The sequence below is a fragment of the Anaerobacillus sp. ABA4_114 genome, from assembly GCF_056159065.1.
Genome location: NZ_JBSWUM010000001.1, coordinates 305497 through 326330 on the forward strand (window position 1 = coordinate 305497; position 20834 = coordinate 326330).

General features: G+C 43.5%; 22 protein-coding genes. 17 read left to right on the forward strand and 5 right to left on the reverse strand.

Annotated features, from left to right (window positions below):
• Positions 1 to 39: 39 nt before the first annotated feature.
• A complete protein-coding gene (gene rpoE / locus ACXAEY_RS01535) occupies positions 40 to 546 on the forward strand; it encodes a DNA-directed RNA polymerase subunit delta (RefSeq protein ID WP_474809990.1) in 507 nt (168 codons plus the stop codon).
• A gap of 273 nt (positions 547 to 819) precedes the next feature.
• Entirely contained in the window at positions 820 to 2433 is a 1614-nt protein-coding gene (locus ACXAEY_RS01540) for a CTP synthase (protein WP_270180405.1), read from the forward strand.
• A gap of 35 nt (positions 2434 to 2468) precedes the next feature.
• On the opposite strand, the gene ACXAEY_RS01545 is transcribed toward ACXAEY_RS01540, so the two are convergent.
• Entirely contained in the window at positions 2469 to 2999 is a 531-nt protein-coding gene (locus tag ACXAEY_RS01545; protein WP_474809991.1) for a DUF2529 family protein, read from the reverse strand.
• Between the two features lie 140 nt (positions 3000 to 3139).
• Here ACXAEY_RS01545 and ACXAEY_RS01550 point away from each other — a divergent pair, with 140 nt between their 5' ends.
• The 9 genes from ACXAEY_RS01550 (at position 3140) to ACXAEY_RS01590 (ending at position 11883) form a co-directional block, all read left to right on the forward strand.
• Positions 3140 to 3508, forward strand: a complete 369-nt coding sequence (locus tag ACXAEY_RS01550) for a response regulator (RefSeq protein ID WP_270180403.1) — start codon at positions 3140 to 3142, stop codon at positions 3506 to 3508.
• A gap of 283 nt (positions 3509 to 3791) precedes the next feature.
• Positions 3792 to 4655: a class II fructose-1,6-bisphosphate aldolase gene (gene fba, locus ACXAEY_RS01555; protein ID WP_270180402.1), complete on the forward strand. Its 864-nt coding sequence runs from the start codon at positions 3792 to 3794 to the stop codon at positions 4653 to 4655.
• Positions 4656 to 4844: 189 nt separating this feature from the next.
• On the forward strand, positions 4845 to 5498 hold the full coding sequence (fsa, locus tag ACXAEY_RS01560; RefSeq protein WP_270180401.1) for a fructose-6-phosphate aldolase: 654 nt from the start codon (positions 4845 to 4847) through the stop codon (positions 5496 to 5498).
• Positions 5499 to 5612: 114 nt separating this feature from the next.
• Positions 5613 to 6902, forward strand: coding sequence for a UDP-N-acetylglucosamine 1-carboxyvinyltransferase (locus tag ACXAEY_RS01565; RefSeq protein ID WP_270180400.1), 1290 nt, complete (start codon positions 5613 to 5615; stop codon positions 6900 to 6902).
• A gap of 88 nt (positions 6903 to 6990) precedes the next feature.
• Positions 6991 to 7959 (forward strand): class II fructose-bisphosphatase, encoded by a 969-nt coding sequence (glpX, locus tag ACXAEY_RS01570; RefSeq protein ID WP_270180399.1) that lies wholly within the window; start codon positions 6991 to 6993, stop codon positions 7957 to 7959.
• 409 nt (positions 7960 to 8368) lie between these two features.
• Positions 8369 to 9634, forward strand: a complete 1266-nt coding sequence (gene rho / locus ACXAEY_RS01575) for a transcription termination factor Rho (protein ID WP_270180398.1) — start codon at positions 8369 to 8371, stop codon at positions 9632 to 9634.
• 471 nt (positions 9635 to 10105) lie between these two features.
• Positions 10106 to 10312: a 50S ribosomal protein L31 gene (gene rpmE, locus ACXAEY_RS01580; protein WP_270180397.1), complete on the forward strand. Its 207-nt coding sequence runs from the start codon at positions 10106 to 10108 to the stop codon at positions 10310 to 10312.
• Positions 10313 to 10440: 128 nt separating this feature from the next.
• On the forward strand, positions 10441 to 11058 hold the full coding sequence (locus ACXAEY_RS01585; RefSeq protein WP_270180396.1) for a thymidine kinase: 618 nt from the start codon (positions 10441 to 10443) through the stop codon (positions 11056 to 11058).
• 447 nt (positions 11059 to 11505) lie between these two features.
• Positions 11506 to 11883 (forward strand): hypothetical protein, encoded by a 378-nt coding sequence (locus ACXAEY_RS01590; protein ID WP_270180395.1) that lies wholly within the window; start codon positions 11506 to 11508, stop codon positions 11881 to 11883.
• A 34-nt stretch (positions 11884 to 11917) separates the two neighbouring features.
• On the opposite strand, the gene ACXAEY_RS01595 is transcribed toward ACXAEY_RS01590, so the two are convergent.
• Positions 11918 to 13252, reverse strand: coding sequence for a CoA-disulfide reductase (locus ACXAEY_RS01595; protein ID WP_474809996.1), 1335 nt, complete (start codon positions 13250 to 13252; stop codon positions 11918 to 11920).
• A gap of 140 nt (positions 13253 to 13392) precedes the next feature.
• Between ACXAEY_RS01595 and prfA the strand changes: the two genes are divergently transcribed.
• The 5 genes from prfA (at position 13393) to ACXAEY_RS01620 (ending at position 17747) form a co-directional block, all read left to right on the forward strand.
• Complete coding sequence (gene prfA / locus ACXAEY_RS01600) at positions 13393 to 14463, forward strand: peptide chain release factor 1 (RefSeq protein ID WP_270180393.1); 1071 nt, start codon at positions 13393 to 13395, stop codon at positions 14461 to 14463.
• 4 nt (positions 14464 to 14467) lie between these two features.
• On the forward strand, positions 14468 to 15313 hold the full coding sequence (prmC, locus tag ACXAEY_RS01605) for a peptide chain release factor N(5)-glutamine methyltransferase (RefSeq protein WP_474809999.1): 846 nt from the start codon (positions 14468 to 14470) through the stop codon (positions 15311 to 15313).
• A gap of 93 nt (positions 15314 to 15406) precedes the next feature.
• Entirely contained in the window at positions 15407 to 16009 is a 603-nt protein-coding gene (gene spoIIR / locus ACXAEY_RS01610; RefSeq protein ID WP_270180391.1) for a stage II sporulation protein R, read from the forward strand.
• A 76-nt stretch (positions 16010 to 16085) separates the two neighbouring features.
• Positions 16086 to 16520 carry a GNAT family N-acetyltransferase gene (locus tag ACXAEY_RS01615; RefSeq protein ID WP_474810001.1) on the forward strand — a complete coding sequence of 145 codons (435 nt, stop codon included), beginning with the start codon at positions 16086 to 16088 and terminating at the stop codon, positions 16518 to 16520.
• Positions 16521 to 16706: 186 nt separating this feature from the next.
• Positions 16707 to 17747: an L-threonylcarbamoyladenylate synthase gene (locus tag ACXAEY_RS01620; RefSeq protein ID WP_474814704.1), complete on the forward strand. Its 1041-nt coding sequence runs from the start codon at positions 16707 to 16709 to the stop codon at positions 17745 to 17747.
• A gap of 88 nt (positions 17748 to 17835) precedes the next feature.
• Here ACXAEY_RS01620 and ACXAEY_RS01625 read toward each other — a convergent pair whose 3' ends face one another.
• Positions 17836 to 18096: a DUF2533 family protein gene (locus ACXAEY_RS01625; protein WP_474810003.1), complete on the reverse strand. Its 261-nt coding sequence runs from the start codon at positions 18094 to 18096 to the stop codon at positions 17836 to 17838.
• A gap of 141 nt (positions 18097 to 18237) precedes the next feature.
• On the opposite strand from ACXAEY_RS01625, the gene ACXAEY_RS01630 reads away from it, so the two are divergent.
• Positions 18238 to 18795, forward strand: coding sequence for a manganese efflux pump MntP (locus tag ACXAEY_RS01630; RefSeq protein WP_474810005.1), 558 nt, complete (start codon positions 18238 to 18240; stop codon positions 18793 to 18795).
• A gap of 33 nt (positions 18796 to 18828) precedes the next feature.
• Here ACXAEY_RS01630 and hflC read toward each other — a convergent pair whose 3' ends face one another.
• Positions 18829 to 19761 (reverse strand): protease modulator HflC, encoded by a 933-nt coding sequence (gene hflC, locus ACXAEY_RS01635; RefSeq protein WP_474810006.1) that lies wholly within the window; start codon positions 19759 to 19761, stop codon positions 18829 to 18831.
• Positions 19754 to 20707, reverse strand: coding sequence for an FtsH protease activity modulator HflK (hflK, locus tag ACXAEY_RS01640; RefSeq protein WP_474810008.1), 954 nt, complete (start codon positions 20705 to 20707; stop codon positions 19754 to 19756). The genes hflC and hflK overlap by 8 nt, the downstream gene beginning before the upstream one ends.
• Positions 20708 to 20834 lie beyond the last annotated feature (127 nt).

A 20834-nucleotide genomic window follows, 5' to 3' on the forward strand; every position in this document is an offset into this window, starting at 1 on the left:
AGTATTCAGAGGAGAGAATTGAAAGGGAGTGCCGATACTATGAGTACCTTAAATCAGTTGTCTGCTGATGACATTCAAGAGACATCAATGATCGATATTATGTTTTATATTTTGCAAGATGAGAGAAAACCAGTTTCTTTCTACACGCTAATGAGCCAGATTGGAGATATGAAGGGACTTTCATCTGAAGAGGTTCAGGGACGTCTTGCTGAAGTTTATACGAACCTAAATACAGATGGTCGCTTCGTAACACTTGGCGATAATCAGTGGGGTCTGAAAAGCTGGTACCCTGTTGAGCAATCCCAGGAAGAGCTCGCTACGACGATCAAGCCAAAGAAACGCAAGAAGTCTGAAGACGACGAAGACGTCTTCGATGATGACCTTGAGGACGAATTGGATGATCTAGAAGTTGACGATCTTGACGATGACTTCGATGCAGATTTCGATGACGATGATGCAGAAGAGTTTGATGATGAAGATATCGACGATGAAGACGATGATGATGATGACGAAGACTTTGAAGATGACGAGGAAGACACCAAATAATTTGTGTCAGTTCTTGACTTTCAGGCTCGAAGTCGGTAGAATCATTTTTGGGCTTCACCAATAAACGAATAATATAATGATTAATATAAAACAAAAGTGCCCCCCATCTATGGGACAGGTGTCACTTTTGTTTTTTTTATTTTATTAAAAAGCACCTGACAATACATTCGAATAGGAACACGTCGGTCAATCGTCTTTTAAGAAACAATGGCAATCGAATGAATCCTTTCCCTTTTTATAAGGGTAGAATACTAACAACGAGGGGGCATAAATATGACAACAGGTAAGCAGAAGAAGTATATATTTGTAACAGGCGGGGTTGTATCGTCACTTGGAAAAGGGATTACAGCAGCATCACTCGGCCGCCTTCTAAAAAATCGCGGAATCAGCGTAACAATTCAAAAATTCGATCCTTACATCAACGTTGACCCTGGAACGATGAGTCCATATCAGCATGGTGAGGTATTCGTAACAGACGATGGAGCGGAGACTGACCTTGACCTAGGGCACTATGAGCGTTTCATCGATATTAACCTTTCGAAGAACTCGAACGTAACGACTGGTAAAATCTACTCATCCGTTCTTCGTAAAGAGCGTAGAGGAGATTACCTTGGAGGAACAGTTCAGGTAATCCCACACATCACGAACGAAATCAAAGAGCGCGTCTTCCGTGCGGGTAACGAAACGAATGCTGATGTCGTGATCACTGAAATAGGTGGAACAGTCGGTGACATTGAAAGTCTTCCTTTCCTAGAAGCGATTCGTCAGATCAAGAGCGATATCGGTAAAGAAAACGTGATGTACATTCACTGTACGCTCGTTCCATACTTGAAAGCTGCTGGTGAGATGAAAACTAAGCCAACTCAGCACAGTGTGAAAGAATTGCGTAGTCTTGGCATTCAGCCAAACGTCATCGTTGTGCGTACAGAACAGCCGGTTCCTCAAGATATGAAGGATAAGATCGCATTGTTCTGCGACATCGATCCTCATGCTGTAATCGAAGCACAAGATGAAGAAACACTTTATCAAGTACCACTTTCTCTTCAAGCACAGAAGCTAGATGAGATTACGTGTAACCACCTTAAGCTAAACTGTCAGGAAGCAGACATGGTAGAGTGGAAGCAGCTTGTTGAAAAGGTACAAAACCTTTCTAAGAAAACGAAGATTGCCCTTGTTGGTAAATACGTTGCCTTACAGGATGCTTATATTTCCGTTGTTGAATCCATGAAGCACGCAGGATACGCGTTCGATGCAGATGTGGATATTAAATGGGTAAACTCTGAGCATGTTACGCCTGAAAACGTACATGAATTGCTATCAGATGTTGATGGTATTCTTGTGCCTGGTGGATTCGGAGATCGTGGAATCGAAGGAAAAATCACGACGATTCAATATGCTCGTGAAAACAAGGTTCCTTTCCTTGGAATCTGTCTTGGTATGCAGCTAGCTTCTGTTGAGTTCGCACGAAACGTTCTTAACCTTGAAGGAGCTCACTCTGCAGAAATTAAACCGACGACAAAATATCCGGTCATCGACCTCTTGCCTGAACAAAAAGACGTTGAAGATCTTGGTGGAACGCTTCGTCTCGGACTCTATCCTTGTAAGCTTGTTGAAGGAACGAAAGCTTTCGCAGCTTATGAAGATGAAGTTGTCTACGAGCGTCACCGTCACCGCTACGAGTTCAGTAACCAGTACAGAGCTGAAATGGAAGAGGCAGGATTCATCTTCTCAGGTACAAGCCCTGATGGCCGCCTAGTTGAAATTGTGGAAGTTCAGGACCATCCTTGGTTCGTGGCATCTCAATTCCACCCTGAATTCACATCAAGACCAACTCGCCCTCAGCCATTGTTCAAAGAATTTATCGGTGCATCAATTGAAAATCAATAATAAAAAACAGGGTGTCAGCTGACACCCTGTTTTCTCTATATCTCGACTCCGTGCTCATCAAGAATTTCCTTTGTTGTTAAATAAATCGCATGGTATACAAACAGCGCGACAAGAAGGGAAGGGTGACCGATCCGTTCACCGTCTTCGTCCGGAACGAGTCCTGTTGTAAGCCCTGTGTTAATATAAAAGTGAACTGTGTCTTCGAGAGCTTGAGCTTCATCTTTACGACTTGCGGCAACACCTACGACGGATGCTCCACTTTCTTTATACTCTGTAGCGAGCTGTGCAAATGATGAGTCGTCATTAAACTTGCCAAACATCAAGACGGTATCGCGATCAGTCAGCTCTGTGTTCGGTTCAAGAATAGCGCATGATGGGAGAGCGTCCGCTCCATCGATCGCTTCGAGAGCAACGCCCTGAAGTTCGTTTTGCCCTTTAAAATAAACCTTACCGCCACCGGTAATCGTTTGAGCTAACAGGCGTGATATATCTTCAATGACCATCTCGTGGTTATCTTGTATATGTTTGAACTTACCCATCAATTGCGTTGTAAATATCTTTAGCATAAGGTCACTGCCTTTCTTTAAAAATGGTTCGATACATATTATAACGTGATAGCAAGATGGAAGCGAGCCGTGACAAGAAGGATAATGCTTGTAAATAGCGAATTCATACTAAATAGAATCTGTAATCGGGAGGCAATGATATGAAAAAGAAAATCTTAATAGTTGATGACCAATACGGAATACGGATCCTCCTTAATGAAATTTTTCAAAAAGAAGGCTACCAAACTTATCAAGCTGCCAATGGAGTTCAAGCATTGGATATCGTGAAGAATGAAGATCCTGATCTTGTGATTCTGGATATGAAAATTCCAGGCATGGACGGATTGGAAATCTTAAAACGGATTAAGAAGATGGAAGCAAGAGCACTCGTCATCATCATGACTGCTTACGGTGAGCTCGACATGATTCATGAGGCGATGGATCTCGGAGCGATCACGCACTTCCCGAAACCTTTTGATATCGATGAAATTACAGAAGCTGTAAAAAAAGAATTGTCTGCGATCTCTTAGCAGAAGAGGTAGCGCTTACATAAACAAATCCTATTAAATCAAGCTTTTTCCCCTTCTTTTGTAGATTTGATATGCTATAATAGAACCGTGTTTTTGGAGTGTTTGCACAAGTGACGATTGAAATTTCACGGTACATACATAAAATTTATGTGTTTGTGCCATCTTGAATAAGACCGATTATTTCGAGAAGGCATTTTGTGAGCTCTAACAACAAGTATCTCTTTAACAACGATGCTTTAGGTTCCGACCGAGCAATCTTATTTAATATCAAGGAGGAAGTACCATGCCTTTAGTTTCTATGAAAGAAATGCTAGAAAAAGCTAAAGCAGAAGGCTACGCTGTTGGCCAATTTAACCTGAACAACCTTGAGTTCACTCAAGCGATCCTTCAGGCTGCTGAGGAAGAAAAATCTCCAGTAATCCTTGGAGTATCCGAAGGTGCTGCACGTTACATGGGTGGTTTCAAAACCGTTACGACTCTAGTGAACGCATTGATGGAAGAATACAACGTAACAGTTCCTGTTGCGATTCACCTTGACCATGGATCAAGCTTCGCTAAGTGTATGCAAGCGATCAACGCTGGCTTCACTTCTGTTATGATCGACGGCTCTCACTACCCGCTAGATGAGAACATCGCTCTAACTTCAAAAGTTGTTGAAGCTGCACACGCAGTAGGCGTTTCAGTTGAAGCAGAGCTTGGCCGTATCGGCGGACAAGAAGACGACGTTATCGTTAGTGATGCAGAAGCTGCATACGCGATCCCTGAAGAGTGTGAGCGTCTAATCAACGAAACTGGTGTGGATTGCTTCGCTCCAGCACTTGGTTCTGTACACGGTCCATACAAAGGTGAACCAAACCTTGGATTTGACCGCATGGAAACAATCAGCAAGATGACTGGTGTTCCTCTAGTTCTTCACGGTGGTACTGGTATTCCAACTGCTGACGTGAAAAAAGCGATCAAATTTGGACATGCGAAAATTAACGTTAACACTGAAAGTCAGCTTTCTTCTGCAAAAGCAGTTCGCTCTGTACTAGAAGAAAAGCCAGAACTATACGATCCACGTAAATACATGGGACCTGCACGTGATGCGATTAAAGAAACAGTAATCGGTAAAATGCGTGAATTCGGTTCTTCTCAAAAAGCATAAATCTTCATAAAAGATGGAGATAGTATAAACCGCTCGAATCCGGGCGGTTTATAATTTCCATAAACTTCCCCTTCCACCTACTTGACGACTATTTTTCAACTAATTTTAGGCAAACCCGTAAATCAGATAGAAATTTATGTTAAAATTTTTTAGTAAACGCTTTCTAAACAACAGAGGAGGACGTACACAATGAAAATTTTTATAGATTCTGCTAATTTAGATGATATCAAACAAGCTTATGATATGGGAGTTGTAGCTGGAGTAACGACTAATCCATCACTTGTTGTTAAGGAAAACGTAGACTTTCATGATCGTTTGAGAGAAATAACAGACTTGGTGAAAGGCTCAGTCAGCGCTGAAGTCGTATCCATGAAAGCTGAGGATATGATCGAAGAAGGCAAACAGCTTGCAAACATCGCTCCGAACATCACTGTAAAAGTACCGATGAACCAGGAAGGTCTTAAAGCAGTAAAGGCATTTTCTGAGTTAGGAATAAAAACAAACGTAACGCTAGTCTTTTCTTCAAATCAAGCGCTACTTGCAGCTCGTGCCGGTGCTTCTTATGTATCACCGTTTCTTGGAAGACTAGACGACATCGGACACAACGGGTTAGATTTAATCTCTGAGATTTCTGATCTATTTGCTGTACATGGAATTGAAACTGAAATCATTGCCGCATCGATTCGCCACCCGCTTCACGTATCTGAAGCAGCATTAAGAGGAGCAGACATTGGTACGATGCCACTGAAAGTTGTTCTACAAATGCTAGAGCACCCTCTTACAGACAAAGGTATCGATAAGTTTCTTTCTGATTGGAACGAAGTACAAAAAGACTTGGATTAATCGAGATGGAATTGGCATGAACTTCCTGTTTTTGCCCATACTATTCTTATGGAGTTTCACATTTCGACAAATCCATTGCCAGGAATAAGATGCGGACGAAGAAGGGAGACCATTATGGAAAAGTTGATGATCGCCGGAGGCCATCGCTTAAGTGGAACCGTTCAGGTGAGCGGGGCCAAGAATAGTGCGGTAGCACTCATCCCGGCGGCTATATTAGCCGAATCCACTGTCACGATCGACCACCTGCCTAACATATCAGACGTTGGAATCCTACGTGATCTTTTAGAAGAAATTGGGGGACAAGCTGAGCTGGATGGCAATACGCTTACGGTAAACCCTCAAGAAATGATTGCAATGCCGTTGCCTAACGGAAAGGTTAAGAAACTACGTGCCTCTTATTATTTGATGGGCGCGATGCTCGGACGATTTAAAAAAGCAGTTATAGGCCTGCCTGGTGGATGTAACCTAGGGCCACGTCCAATCGATCAGCATATCAAAGGTTTTGAAGCCCTCGGTGCGAAGGTGACGAATGAGCAAGGTGCGATCTACCTTCGTGCCGACGAATTGAAAGGCGCGCGTATTTACCTTGATGTAGTTAGCGTTGGCGCAACGATCAATATCATGCTCGCTGCCGTTCGTGCAAAAGGACGAACAGTGATTGAAAATGCTGCAAAAGAACCCGAGATCATCGACGTTGCCACATTGCTTTCTAGCATGGGTGCAAAGATCAAGGGGGCTGGAACGGACGTTATTCGAATCGATGGAGTCGACGAACTTAACGGTTGCTATCATTCTATAATTCCTGACCGTATCGAAGCAGGCACCTACATGATCATGGCAGCAGCAATGGGGGACGAGGTCGTAATCGACAACGTCATCTCACAACACTTAGAGTCACTCATCGCGAAGCTTCGTGAAATGGGCGTAACGGTCGAAACGAATGAAGATCAAGTGTACATCAGTTCACCACGTCAAGGGTGGAAGAGCGTCGATGTCAAAACGCTCGTATATCCTGGTTTTCCAACTGATCTTCAACAGCCGTTCACCTCACTCCTCACAAACGCAGAGGGTAGTAGTGTTGTAACCGATACGATCTACGGAGCGAGATTTAAGCACATTGATGAGCTTCGTAGAATGGGAGCGAATGTTAAAGTTGAAGGTCGTTCTGCTATCATCAACGGAGCAACGAGACTTCAAGGTGCAAAGGTTCGTGCATCAGACCTTCGCGCAGGAGCGGCCCTTGTCGTAGCTGGATTGATGGCTGAAGGCGTAACGGAAGTATCTGGGCTTGAACACATCGATCGTGGTTATGAACGACTTGTGGAGAAGCTCAGTGACCTTGGCGCACGCGTTTGGCGTGAGAAGTTGGATCAAGAAGAGCTAAAAGAAGTAGAGAATACGTAAGAAACAGAAGAAGCGGTTTGAGCCGCTTTTCTGTTTTTAATAAAAATGAAAGCGTTTTACTGCTGGGTACATTGGGGAGGAGAGCATAATGGAAAGAAGTTTGTCGATGGAACTCGTTCGAGTAACAGAAGCTGCCGCACTTGCTTCTGCTCGTTGGATGGGTCGTGGGAAAAAAGAAGAGGCAGATGATGCTGCTACGTCTGCTATGCGCGATGTGTTTGATACCGTTCCGATGAAAGGAACCGTCGTGATCGGAGAAGGAGAGATGGACGAAGCACCGATGCTTTATATTGGTGAAAAGCTAGGTACAGGTTATGGTCCACGTGTGGACGTTGCTGTCGATCCACTCGAAGGAACAAACATTGTAGCTGCCGGTACATGGAATGCTCTCGCTGTCCTTGCTGTTGCGGACCATGGAAACTTGCTTCATGCACCTGACATGTACATGGACAAGATCGCGGTAGGACCAGAAGCTGTTGGAAAAGTCGATATTAATGCTTCTGTTCTAGATAATCTAAAAGCAGTAGCAAAAGCAAAAAATAAAGACATCGAAGACTGCGTGGCGGTCATATTGGATCGCAAACGTCACGAACAGATTATAGAAGAGGTACGTTCTGCTGGTGCAAGAATCAAGCTCATCACAGATGGAGATGTCGCAGCTGCGATCAATACGGCTTTTGAAGATACTGGAGTCGACATCCTGTTTGGTTCAGGGGGAGCCCCTGAAGGTGTCTTAGCTGCAGTTGCACTCAAGTGTCTCGGTGGTGAGATCCAAGGTAAACTGCTTCCACAGAACGAAGAAGAGATGCGCCGCTGCCGTGAGATGGGAATCGTAGACGTTTCTCGCGTATTGCGCATGGAAGACCTCGTTAGAGGAGAAGACGCCATTTTTGCTGCAACAGGCGTGACTGACGGTGAGCTATTGAAAGGCGTTCGCTTCAAAGGAACGGCTGGAACGACTCAATCTGTTGTTATGCGAGCAAAATCTGGAACCGTTCGCTTCATAGATGGCAAACATAGCTTGAAAAAGAAACCCGACTTAGTGATAAAGCCTTAATTTTTGGAAAGAGTGGTGCTGTGATAGCAGCATCGCTCATTTCATGTTGAATATTCTTAAAGAATCTGGTAAAACTATAAGGTGCTACATTATTTTGCTGTACTTTAAGAAGATTTAACCCTATCATGAGGTTTAACCTATAAAATTTTAAACTATGTTTAATTGAGCACAAGAGAAACGATCGTTTAGCAATACCTTCGTTGTGCACTTCCTCTACTCTCACATAAGAGATACCTGCATGGAAAAGAATACTAGCCTCTCATGGGATCTCACAAACTCTTTCTTTTTTCGTACGTAACTTTAGTTAGAAAGCAATAACAGCTATTCATATCCGTAGTACTCTCTTCTCCTTTAATCCTTTTTTCTAGGAAAAACTAGCATTATTATAAATTAAAAGTGTGGTGTCAACATGGCAGTAAATTTATCTGATTTAGAACAAATGAATTTAAAAGAACTGTATGAGCAGGCTAGGAAATACAAAGTCTCCTACTACAGTAAGCTGAACAAAAAGGAACTTGTATTTGCGATACTAAAAGCGCAGGCAGAGCAGTCTGGTCTTCTTTTCATGGAAGGAATTCTTGAGATTATTTCATCTGAAGGATTTGGCTTCTTACGTCCGATCAACTATTCACCGAGTGCCGAAGATATTTATATATCTGCATCTCAAATCCGTCGATTCGACCTTCGAAACGGTGATCGCGTATCTGGTAAGGTGCGTCCACCGAAAGAAAACGAACGTTACTATGGTCTTCTCCATGTAGAAGCAGTTAATGGGGATGACCCAGATTCATCAAAAGAACGCGTTCATTTTCCGGCTCTAACGCCTCTGTACCCTGAGAAGCGAATGGAATTTGAAAACAAGTCCAATAACCTTTCGACTCGTATTATCGATATGATCGCTCCTGTAGGATACGGTCAGCGTGGTTTAATCGTTGCACCTCCTAAGGCTGGTAAAACGATGCTTCTAAAAGAAATCGCAAATAGTATTACAACGAACCACCCTGACACGGAGCTCATAGTTCTTCTGATCGACGAACGACCTGAGGAAGTAACGGACATCGAACGTTCCGTAGACGGAGACGTTGTTCACTCGACGTTCGATGAGACGCCAGATAACCATATTAAAGTAGCCGAGCTCGTCCTTGAACGTGCGATGCGTCTTGTTGAACATAAAAAAGACGTTGTCATCCTTCTCGATAGTATTACACGTCTTGCTCGTGCTTATAATCTTGTGATTCCACCAAGTGGAAGAACACTTTCTGGTGGTATCGATCCAGCAGCATTCCATAGACCAAAACGATTCTTTGGTGCTGCCCGTAACATCGAAGAAGGCGGAAGCTTAACGATCCTTGCAACTGCACTTGTGGATACAGGCTCTCGTATGGATGACGTCATCTATGAAGAGTTCAAAGGAACAGGTAACATGGAGCTTCACCTCGATCGCAAACTGGCTGAGCGCCGCATGTTCCCGGCAATCGATATTCGCAGATCCGGAACAAGAAAAGAAGAACTTCTTCTTCCAAAAGAACAGCTTGAAATGCTCTGGACGATCAGAAAGAGCATGGACGACTCGTTTGAATTTGTCGATAACTTCCTGAAGCGACTAAGAAAGACAAAGACAAACGAAGAAATGTTCAACTTGTTTGAGAAAGAGAAAAGCGGAGCTGGCCGTTAAGACCCTAAGGCGGTGGAAGCTTTTCGAAGGAACACGATTTGTGTGTTCAATCGAAAAGGTGAAGCGCCACGAGGGTCTGGCAAGCGAAGCTGGATCAAGAAAAAGCGGAGCTGGCCGTTAAGACCTGAAAAGCGAAACGAGCCCGTTTAAATCCGTAGGTCGTTGGAGCCCGCGAGGATGAGACGTTTTTTGTCTCGCCCGAGGGGGTGAAACGGCCGAAGGATTTGGCTTGTGTAGCTGGACTTCGACAAGCGGTGGAAGCTTTTCGAAGGAACACGAAACACGAGGGTATAGCCTGTTTAGCTAGATCCCCAGCGGAAAGACAACTGAAAATGGCTTTCTTATGATCGATTGCATTGTGGTATGCTCCCTGCTATAATACTTCTGTATGTGCAGAAAACCGTCAGCTTCGTTTGTCGGTTTTAGATAACTCTGTTTCCTAAGGAATCAGGGCGGAAGGAGATGAAATTCATGAAACAAGCAATTCACCCAGGTTATGAGAAAGTAATGGTTAAGTGTGCTTGCGGTAACGAATTCGAAACAGGATCTACAAAACAAGACGGGGTCAACGTTGAGGTTTGCTCAGAGTGTCACCCGTATTACACAGGACGTCAGAAGTTTGCTGACGCTGGTGGACGTGTAGATAAGTTTAGAAAAAAATACAACCTTAACGGTTAATGATAAGAACAGGCAAGTATCCTTCTTGCCTGTTTTTTTAACACTTCAAGGAGTTTTAAACCTTTAAAAGGGGAATATATAGATTAGACGATGTCTTTTCGGGATAGGGAGAAAGGAGAAGCGGTTGCATGCATGTCATGAAACACAACGGCTGGATTGAGGTCATTTGCGGTAGCATGTTTTCTGGAAAATCAGAAGAATTGATCCGCCGTGTAAGAAGAGCAACTTATGCGAAACAGAAAGTTCAGGTCTTCAAACCAAAAGTTGATAACAGATATAGTGAAGAGTCCGTTGTGTCTCATAATGGCACATCGGTTATTGCTGTGCCGGTAAACGACTCAACAGCGATACTTGATCGTGTGGCTGAAGATACAGATATGGTCGCAATCGATGAAGTGCAATTTTTTGATGATGGAATTGTGGAAGTTGCCCAGCAGCTTGCTGACGAAGGCGTGCGCGTCATCGTGGCAGGTCTTGACCAGGATTTCCGTGGTAAAGCATTTGGACAGGTTCCAGAGCTTCTCACAGTAGCTGAGTCCGTTACAAAGCTTCAAGCCATTTGTGTAGTCTGCGGCTCACCAGCAAGCAGAACACAGCGCCTGATCGACGGCAAGCCAGCTCACTACGACGACCCGATCATTCTAGTCGGAGCTTCAGAGTCATACGAGCCACGGTGCCGCCACTGCCACAAGGTTCCAGGCAAACCAACGGCTAGAGATTTACAACAAGAAGAAGTTACAAGATAGTTAGAAGAAAAACCCGGGGAACCGGGTTTTTTTAGTTAGAAGTTAGAAAAGCGGAAGTGAGCGTTTAGAAACGGATATATTGGAGCTCTCGAAAAGGAACACGTTCTTTGTGTTCCATTGAGAGAGTGAAATATAGGAGTTTCTGCGAACTGCAGCTAGCCAAGAAAAGCGGAAGCGTCCGCTTAGACCCGCTCCCAAACGATAATCACTCTAATTAGCTAATAAAAACTCATTCTGGACAATAAAACCCCCGATTTGGCTAATAAAATTTCATTTTAGACAATAAATCACGATTTTGGACAATAAACACTGCCCACTCCGGCCCAAGAACCCCCATTCCCGCACAAAACCCCTCACAGCAACTCGAAATCGCCCTCTAACTAACATAATTTAACTGCTTTACCCTCCTATAAAATCGGACACCTTAAGAACAGGAGGTGTTTTAGAATGAAAGTGGTTTGCGCAGTTTTACTCTCATCACTAATGCTTTTCACTTCGGCATGTTCCCCTCTTAAGCCACCTGAATCAAATGGTGCAGCTGGTGAAGGTCAACAATTGAACACGGATATCAATCTGAACCCAAATTCGTACCGAAATATGGGTGTAGAAAAGCCGACGATCAGTGATGACCAGAACAAAATACGTGAAGTAGTGGAAGCAGAAGGGCTAGATGCTGGCGCTGTTTCGATCAATGGAAATCACGTGTGGGTGAATGTGAAGTTTGAATCCGTAGAAGCGATGGATTTGAATGAGCAGCGACGAAGATTAGCTAAGAAAATTTATCAAGCGGTGCCAAGATACAAAGTGCACGTTCGAGCTAGATAAAAGCCCTCTCCCAACTATGTGGGAGAGGGTCATTTTAATGTTGTGCTCTTCTTGCTCCTTGTTGAATCGGGTCCCATACGCTGTTATATGGAGGAGCGTATGCGAGGTCAAGGTCTTCGATATCATGAAGCGTCATTTGGTGGAAAAGGGCAGTGGCGAGAACGTCGACGCGTTTATCCACGCCATGCTTTCCGATAAACTGACCTCCTATAATGCGTTCGTTGTCATCGCGGTAAATGAGCTTTACATTAAGCTCTCTCGCGTCTGGGTAGTATCCAGCAATATCAGTTGCCCGAGTTGAGCAACTTGTGAACGGTAGATTTAGCTCTTCTGCTTCTTTAGAAGATAATCCAGTTCGTCCTAATGTTAAGTCGAAGAATTTAATAACGGACGTGCCTACGATTCCTTTAAACGTGTTTGAGTGTCCGATCATATTGAGTCCTGCGATACGGCCTTGTTTATTGGCTGTTGTGCCGAGAGGGATGAAGTCATCGCGCTCTTTAACACGATGGTAGTGTGTTGCACAATCACCTGCCGCATAAATATCTTCTATGCTCGTCTCCATATAACGATTTACTTGGATGGCGCCATTCTTAGCAGTATGAAGCCCGCATTCTTGAGCGAAAGCTGTGTTCGGTTTTACTCCGATCGAAACGAGAACGAGGTCAGCATCATATTCCCCTTTATCTGTGACAATTTTTCTAACCCGTGTATCTCCTTTCAGTTCCTCGACAGACTCATTCGTGTGAACAGAAACGTTATTTCGTTCTGCTTCTTCGTGAATGTGTTCAGCCATATCTTCATCAAAGATGCCGCCGAGATAGGGACCTCGTTCGATGATGCGCACTTCTTTACCGATCTCGCGAAATGTTTCTGCCATCTCGAGACCGATATACCCGCCGCCGATGATGGCAACGTTCTTTATCGATTCTGTTGTATCTTCCATCACCTTTTCTGCGTCTGGGATCGTTTTTAGTGTATGTACACCTTCGAGGTCAATTCCTTTCCAGTCTGGCTTGATGGGACTAACGCCTGTTGCAATCAGTAATTTATCGTAGCTTTCTTGGAAGTTCTCACCGGATTGAAGGTTCTTTCCCTTTACAATCTTGTTTTCCGTATCGACCTCTGTTGCTTCATGATAGACTCTTGCATCGATACCGTACTTCTCACGGAACGTATCGACAGTTCGCGCGATCAGTTTTTCTGTGGATTCAATTTTTCCACTAATCACATAAGGTAGCCCACATTGGCCGTATGAATAAATATTTCCTTTTTCAAGTGTCACGACCTCTGCTTCTTCATCGTTTCTTACGATTTGCATCGCTGCGCTCATACCTGCAGCATCTCCACCTATAATCACGACTTTCATGGAAACAACTCCTTTTAAGTAAAAAATACTGTAGTTAGTTTACCCTATTCATAGAAAGTTCAAGCTATTTTTGCTTTTGACGAGCCATTTATCCTATACTATAATTAGAATGTTATGCAACGAAAACGAGGTGAAAGATCTTGTTAGAACGGTTAGAAGCTGTAGAAGAACGTTATGACAAATTGAACGGGCTATTGAGTGATCCTGAAGTGATCAGTGATACCCAGAAGTTACGTGAATATTCCAAAGAACAATCAAGTCTTGAGGAAACGGTACAGGTGTATCGTGAGTATAAGGAAGTGCTTCAAGGAATCAAGGATGCGAAAGCGATGCTTGAAGATGAGAAAGATCCTGAAATGCGCGAAATGGTGAAGGCTGAACTTGCTGAACTTACGCCGCAGGAGGAAGAGCTCGCTGAAAGACTTCGCATTCTCCTATTGCCTAAGGATCCGAACGATGATAAGAACGTTATCATCGAGGTTCGTGGAGCAGCTGGTGGAGATGAAGCTGCTTTATTTGCTGGTGACCTTTATCGCATGTACAGCCGTTATGCAGAAGCACAGGGCTGGAAATCTGAAGTGATCGAAGCAAGTTACACAGAGCTAGGTGGATTTAAGGAAATCATCTTCATGGTAAACGGTGAAGGTGCTTATTCTAAAATGAAGTACGAAAACGGTGCTCACCGTGTGCAACGTGTGCCTTCTACTGAATCAGGAGGGCGTATTCACACATCTACTGCAACGGTTGCGGTACTTCCTGAAGCAGAAGAAGTGGAAGTTGATATCCATGAGAAAGATATCCGCGTGGATACGTTCACTTCGAGCGGACCAGGAGGACAGAGTGTTAATACGACGATGTCAGCTGTCCGTTTAACACACGAACCGACTGGTGTCGTTGTATCTTGTCAGGACGAAAAGTCACAGATCAAGAACAAAGAGAAAGCAATGAAAGTTCTTAGAGCACGTGTATATGATAAGTTCCAACAAGAAGCTCAGAAAGAGTACGATGAGAATCGTAAATCAGCTGTAGGTACAGGGGATCGCTCTGAGCGAATCCGTACGTATAACTTCCCACAGAACAGAGTTACGGATCACCGTATCAACTTGACGATTCAAAAGCTTGATCAAATTCTGCAAGGTAAGATGGATGAATTTATCGATGCTTTGATTACAGAAGAACAAACTCGCTTGATGGCTGAAGCTGGAGAGTGACCTTATGAAGACAGTATTCGAAGCCCTTACGTGGGCTTCTTCTTTTTTAGAAGACCATGGACGAGAAGCTTCTTCAGCTGAGTGGCTGCTGAAGCAAGAGTTAAATGTATCACGAACAGAGTTGCTGCTTAGAATGAGAGAGGAAATGCCTGACTTTGAGGGCTTTGCACAAAAAATACGCGTTCATGCATCAGGAGTACCAATTCAGCATCTTGTGGAGCGAGAGGAATTCTATGGGCGAACGTTTCGGGTGAACAAGCATGTGTTAGTACCTAGACCTGAAACGGAGGAGTTAGTAGAAGGAATCGTCTCTCGCGGACAAGCGTTATTTGGTGAAAAGTCGCTCTCTATCGCTGATATCGGAACGGGGAGCGGAGCGATTGCGATCAGTTTAGCGCTCGAGCTTGACCGTGCTTCTGTAACGGCAGTCGATATTTCTGAAGAAGCGCTGACTGTAGCGAAAGAAAACGCGAAGACACTGAAAGCACCGGTTTCCTTTTTACACGGCGATTTAGTAGATCCTCTTAAAGGAAAGCAGTTCGATATTGTGGTTTCGAACCCACCATACATTTCACAAGAGGAGTATGAAGAGCTAGATTCCCTTGTGAAAGATCATGAGCCAATTCTTGCCCTTGTGGGTGGTGAAGATGGATATGATTTATACCGCCGCCTTGCAAACGACCTGCCAGACGTAATGGGAAGTCCTGGTCTGATTGGATTTGAAGTAGGGGAGAAACAGGCGCGTACGGTTGCTGAAATGCTTCGTGTTTCATTCGGAGATCGCATAGAAGTAGACGTTGTAAACGATATAAGTGGTAAAGAACGCATGGTGTTCGGCGCGATAAAATAGCCCCGTCGAATCGGCTCGCAATCTGGTGAAGAGTTCAATGTTTAAAACATTGTATTCTGGCCAGAATGAGTGCTAGAAGGGACGGGGATACAAATGAAAAGCGGACTTATAAATCTATTAATCTCATCTTTTATTCTTTTTTCAAGTCTTCAAGGGTCAACTAGTCTTGCAACAGAGCAGCAGATCATTCCAGACGAAGCGATTCGTCTTCGTATATTAGCAAATAGCAACAGTGAAGCGGATCAAAATGTAAAGCGTCGTATCCGCGATGAAGTGAACGATTCTATCAATACGTGGGTTGCGAACTTAACGTCAATCGAAGCTTCTAGAACGGTGATCAAGGGACACTTGAACGAAATTGAAGCGATCGTTAAGAAAGAGCTAGAGGCGATTGGCAGTAACGATACGTTTAAGGTGGAATTCGGAGAAATCGCTTTTCCAACTAAGCTTTATGGAGATATGGTATACCCAGCTGGAACATACGAAGCGGTACTGATCACGATTGGTGAGGGTCTTGGCGATAACTGGTGGTGTGTATTGTTTCCTCCACTTTGTTTTCTAGATTTTTCGAACGGTGATGCAGTACAGGCTGAAACAGCTGAGCCTGTAGAAGAGGCTGAGGAAGTAGAAGTAGAGTTCTTTCTAGTACAAGTGATTCAGGATTTGATAGATTGGATCAAAGGATTGTTCGCTTAACTGTTCTATTATCCTTCTTTTTCGCATAAAACGTTAACAGAACAACTTTTATGCATCGAAAAGGAGGATGATAGATTTGTTTCTTGTAAGAGAGGCGACTTCCAAAGATGAAGAAGCAGTGAAAAATATTGTGAAACGATCAGGGCTTGAAGTGGACTTGCTTCCTGATATAGAATCATTTTTGATCGCAGAAACAGAGTCGAAAGAATTGTTCGGGGTCATTGGCCTTGAGAAACATGGGCGATCGGGTCTGCTTCGTGCGCTTGTGTTAAATAGTGCTGAGTCCACTTCTGAACGACTTTTACGTTTCTTCGATCAAGTGATTGCATATGCGAAGAAATGTAAGCTAGAAGAGCTTTATCTAACCTCGAATGAGGAATCATTTTTCTTTCAAGTTTTTGGTTTTTCGACAATTAGTCGCGAAGAACTATCTGTAGACATAAAACAAAATAGGTTATTCAGAGAGAATTCTTCGAACAGGGTGATCATGAGGCGCCAGTTGAACTTCTAACTTCTCCATCAACAGATTTATACACAGATTGATCGTGTTTTATCCACATTATGTGGACTAATTTGTTGAGAATGAAGAAAGTGTTTCTGCAAAACATGTAGAATCCTGCTGAATAACCTCTCTTTATCCCGAAACCAATGGGTTTATCGGCAATATGTGTATAAGAGGGTGAATAACGTGGGAGGTATCCACACAAATGTTTGGTATGTGGATGGTGATGTGGATATAGATAAACATTATCCACAGATTGCAGAAGCAGCCGAAGTGTTAAAACAAAATGAAGTTGTTGCGTTTCCGACTGAAACGGTATACGGACTTGGCGGGAATGCACTCTCAGAGCAGGCAGTCGCAAAGATTTTTGAAGCGAAGGGAAGACCAGCGGACAATCCGCTCATCGTTCACGTTGCAAGTCGTCCACATGTGGAAAAGTTAGTACCTGAAATTCCGAGCGAAGCGGCTCAGTTGATGGATGCTTTCTGGCCAGGTCCATTAACGATCGTCCTACGTGGAGGAAGAGGGGTTGCGACAAACGTTACCGCTGGGCTTGATACAGTGGCTATTCGCATGCCTGATCATCCTGTCGCGCTTGCTTTACTAGAAGCAGCAGATATCCCGTTAGCTGCGCCTAGCGCGAACCTTTCCGGTAAACCGAGTCCTACGACCGCAGCGCACGTAATTCATGACTTAACTGGAAGGATTTCTGGTGTTGTGGATGGTGGAGCGACAGGAGTAGGACTCGAATCCACGGTAGTTGATTGTTCTAGTGATACGATTACAATCCTGAGACCAGGCGGAATTACGAAAGAACAGTTAGAAGAAGTGGTCGGTCATGTTGAAATCGATCCAGCGCTAACTGATGACAGTCATAAACCTAAATCTCCCGGTGTAAAATACAAACATTATGCACCTTCTGCACCAGTAACACTTGTGGATGGGACGAGCTCTTTTCTCCAAGCGATTGTTGATAAACGGAGGGAACAGGGTTTTAAAGTAGGCATATTAGCAACGGAAGAATCAGAATCTGGATATCTAGCAGATGTCATCATACCTTGTGGATCAAGAAGTGATCTCGTCACAGTCGCTAATCGCTTGTATGATGTTCTTCGGAACTTTGACGAAGCTGAAGTAGATGAGATCTACAGTGAAGTTTTCACAGAAGAGGGCGTTGGTGCTGCAGTAATGAACCGGTTATCAAAAGCTGCTAGCGGAAACGTAATAAAAGAATAGTAAAGTGCGAGCATCCAGTTAGGGTGCTCGTTTTTCTTATTCTCAATATAAAAATCACCCGATCGCCGGGTGATTTTGGGTGCTAGTCCTATTTTCGCTTTTTCTGAACAAATTCTTCAATCATCGTTTTCGTTACGTAAGAACGTGTTGGAATCGATCCTTGTTTAGCGAGTTCGTTTATTTCGGAAGTTAATTCGTTGATTCTGTCGAGTGAATAAGGTTCATTAGCATGACAATGGTCGATTGCCTTTTCAATTGCTGCTTCTCGTTCTTTATCTAATTGTATAAATAGGTTGATTTCACGATTTTTTCTTTCAAGCTGTGATGAAATGTCTCTGTGTACGCTCATTGAGTATAGCCTCCAAAAGTTTGACTTATCCTAGAATCATTTCCCTTATCCTACGACTCTTAACCTATTATTGCGCCTTTCCCTTCTATTTTCAAGTGGACGTGCATAAAAGTGGAATAGCACGTCCCGGGAGGGGAGAGTATGATTTCCACGGCGCTTATTGGAGAGCTCGCGACATTGAGTATCATGGCATTGGCTCTCGGAATGGATGCTTTTTCAGTTGGACTAGGTATGGGAATGATTCCGCTTCGTCTTAGACAGATTGTTAAGATCGGTATCGTAATCGGGTTGTTCCATATGGGGATGCCCCTTGCTGGTTTGTTGATCGGAAAAGTAATATCCGTTCATTTCGGTAGTATTGCATCGATGATCGGAGGAGGTTTGCTCCTCATCTTAGGGTTGCAGATGTGTCTCTCTTCGTTTACATCGAATGATAAGCCTTTCGTAAAACCGCTCGGGATCGGGTTACTATTGTTTTCTCTTAGTGTAAGCTTGGATAGTTTCTCGGTAGGGTTGAGTCTAGGTATTTATGGCGCAAGAGTAGTCGTTACAATCGTCTTGTTCGGTCTGATCAGTATGATGTTGACGTGGGCTGGGTTAATCATAGGTAAAAAGTTTCAGAATGTAATAGGATCATATAGTGAGTTATTCGGTGGATGTATCTTGTTCGGATTTGGATTAAAGCTTCTAGTAATATAGAAGATGATGCCGCCCTAAGGCGACATCATAGTGTTATTCTGAGATTCCCTGTAGAAGTTGAGCATAAGGAGAATCGGAAGGTAGCATGATGACTGTTTCATCATTTAGTGTTGTGCGATAAGACTTCAGCGTTCGATAAAGCTCGTAAAACTCTGGGTCTTGACTGAACGCTTCGTTATAAATCTTAGCTGCTTCAGCTTCCCCTTCTGCGACGATTTCTTGCGCATCAGCATCGGCTTTCGCAAGAATCGTAGCTACTTCTCTATCTGTTTCTGCTTTGATTCGGTCTGATTCTGCGTCCCCTTGAGAAAGGTATTCTTGCGCTTTCGATTCACGCTCAGAAATCATTCTTTGGAAAACGGACTTTTCGTTCGCATCCGGAAGGTCTGTCCGTTTCATTCTGACGTCAGTAACGCTAATTCCATACGCGTCTCGATCGAGCAATTCGTTTACGCGGTCGCGTACACGGTTGTTAAAACTACCTCGGCTCGATTTTTCTTCATTAATAATTTCATCGTATGTTAACTGACCAAGCTCTGATCGAATAACGGAGAAAATGAATTCTCCCATCTTCGCTTCAGCATTCTCAATCGTTCGAGCATTACTAATCATACTTTGTGGATCCTTGACTGACCATACCGCATAGTTATCAACAGTCATCCGTTTTTTATCTTTCGTCGTGATTTCTTCTGGATTCACATCATATAGCATTTGATATTTTGGTAGTGTTGTAATCGATTGAATGAAAGGAATCTTAAAGTTTAAGCCAGGGCTCGTTTCAATTCGAACAACATCACCGAATTGACGAACAACCTTGTATTCGCCTTCTTTCACGACGAAGATGGAGCTAAAGATTCCACCGATAACAATAAGAAGTGCGATGATGAGGAGTGCGCTTTTAATCAGTTTAGATGGGTTGATATTCTTTCGGTGCTCATCCATATTAAAAACGTTATTATCACTCATTCGATTCACTTCCTTTCGGCTTTGTTTCAGTTTTACCAGGCTGAATCGGAAGGTATTTCACAGTGTCTCCGCCTTCATCGGTAATGTAGATCTTCGTATCAGGTAAAACTTCTTCTAGCGTCTCTAGGATGAGACGTTTTTTCGTTACGTCAGGGTTATTTTTATACTCGTTGTATAGTGCGTTAAATGTTGCAACGTCACCACGCGCTTGCTCGATACGCTGCGCCTTTTTACCTTGTGCTTTAGAAATACGCGCATCTTTCTGTCCTTCTACAACGCTTAATTCCTGGTTTTTGTATTTTCTTGCACCGTAAATCGTCGTTTCTTTTTGCTCACGAGCGTCAACGACGTTTGTGAATGCTTTTCGAACTTCGTCGTTTGGTAACTCAACATCCTGTAGCTTTACGTCCAGGATCGAGATGCCGATTTCATAGTCATCGATAAGCTTCGTGAGAATTTCACGTACGTTTCCTTCAATTTCGGCTTTCCCAGAGGTGAGCGCTTCATCGATTTCTGAGCTCCCAATAACCCCTCGCAGTGAAGCAGATGTTGCGTTATAAAGGATTTCTTTTGGTTGATCAGAATAGTAAAGATATTTCTTTGGATTTGTGATTCGCCATTGTACAACGAGGTCAGCGAGAACGATATTTTCGTCTCCAGTTACCATTTTCGTTTCTTTTGGAAAATCTACGATCTCTCCATCTTTTTCATCGTATCCGAACGTTAAACTAAACGTTTCTCTCGGTAATATATCAACTTTTTGTATTGGCCACGGCAACTTAAAATGAAGGCCAGCATCGCTAATCTCTTCATCTACTTTCCCAAATGTCATGATTACAGCTTGTTCGGATTCATCGACCGTGTACCAGCTCGTAACAAGAACGAGTCCAAGCACTAGAAACAGGACGATAGATCCGGCGATCACTGCTATTCTTCTTTGTGACATTGACTTTCCCCCCTTGGTTTTGCTTGTAACAAGTATTACGTATACTTGTTACAAAAAGTTTCATTTACATTAAAAATTATTTCACAGATTGGACGTAGTTGAACAGGGTGGATTTATCGCCTGACAT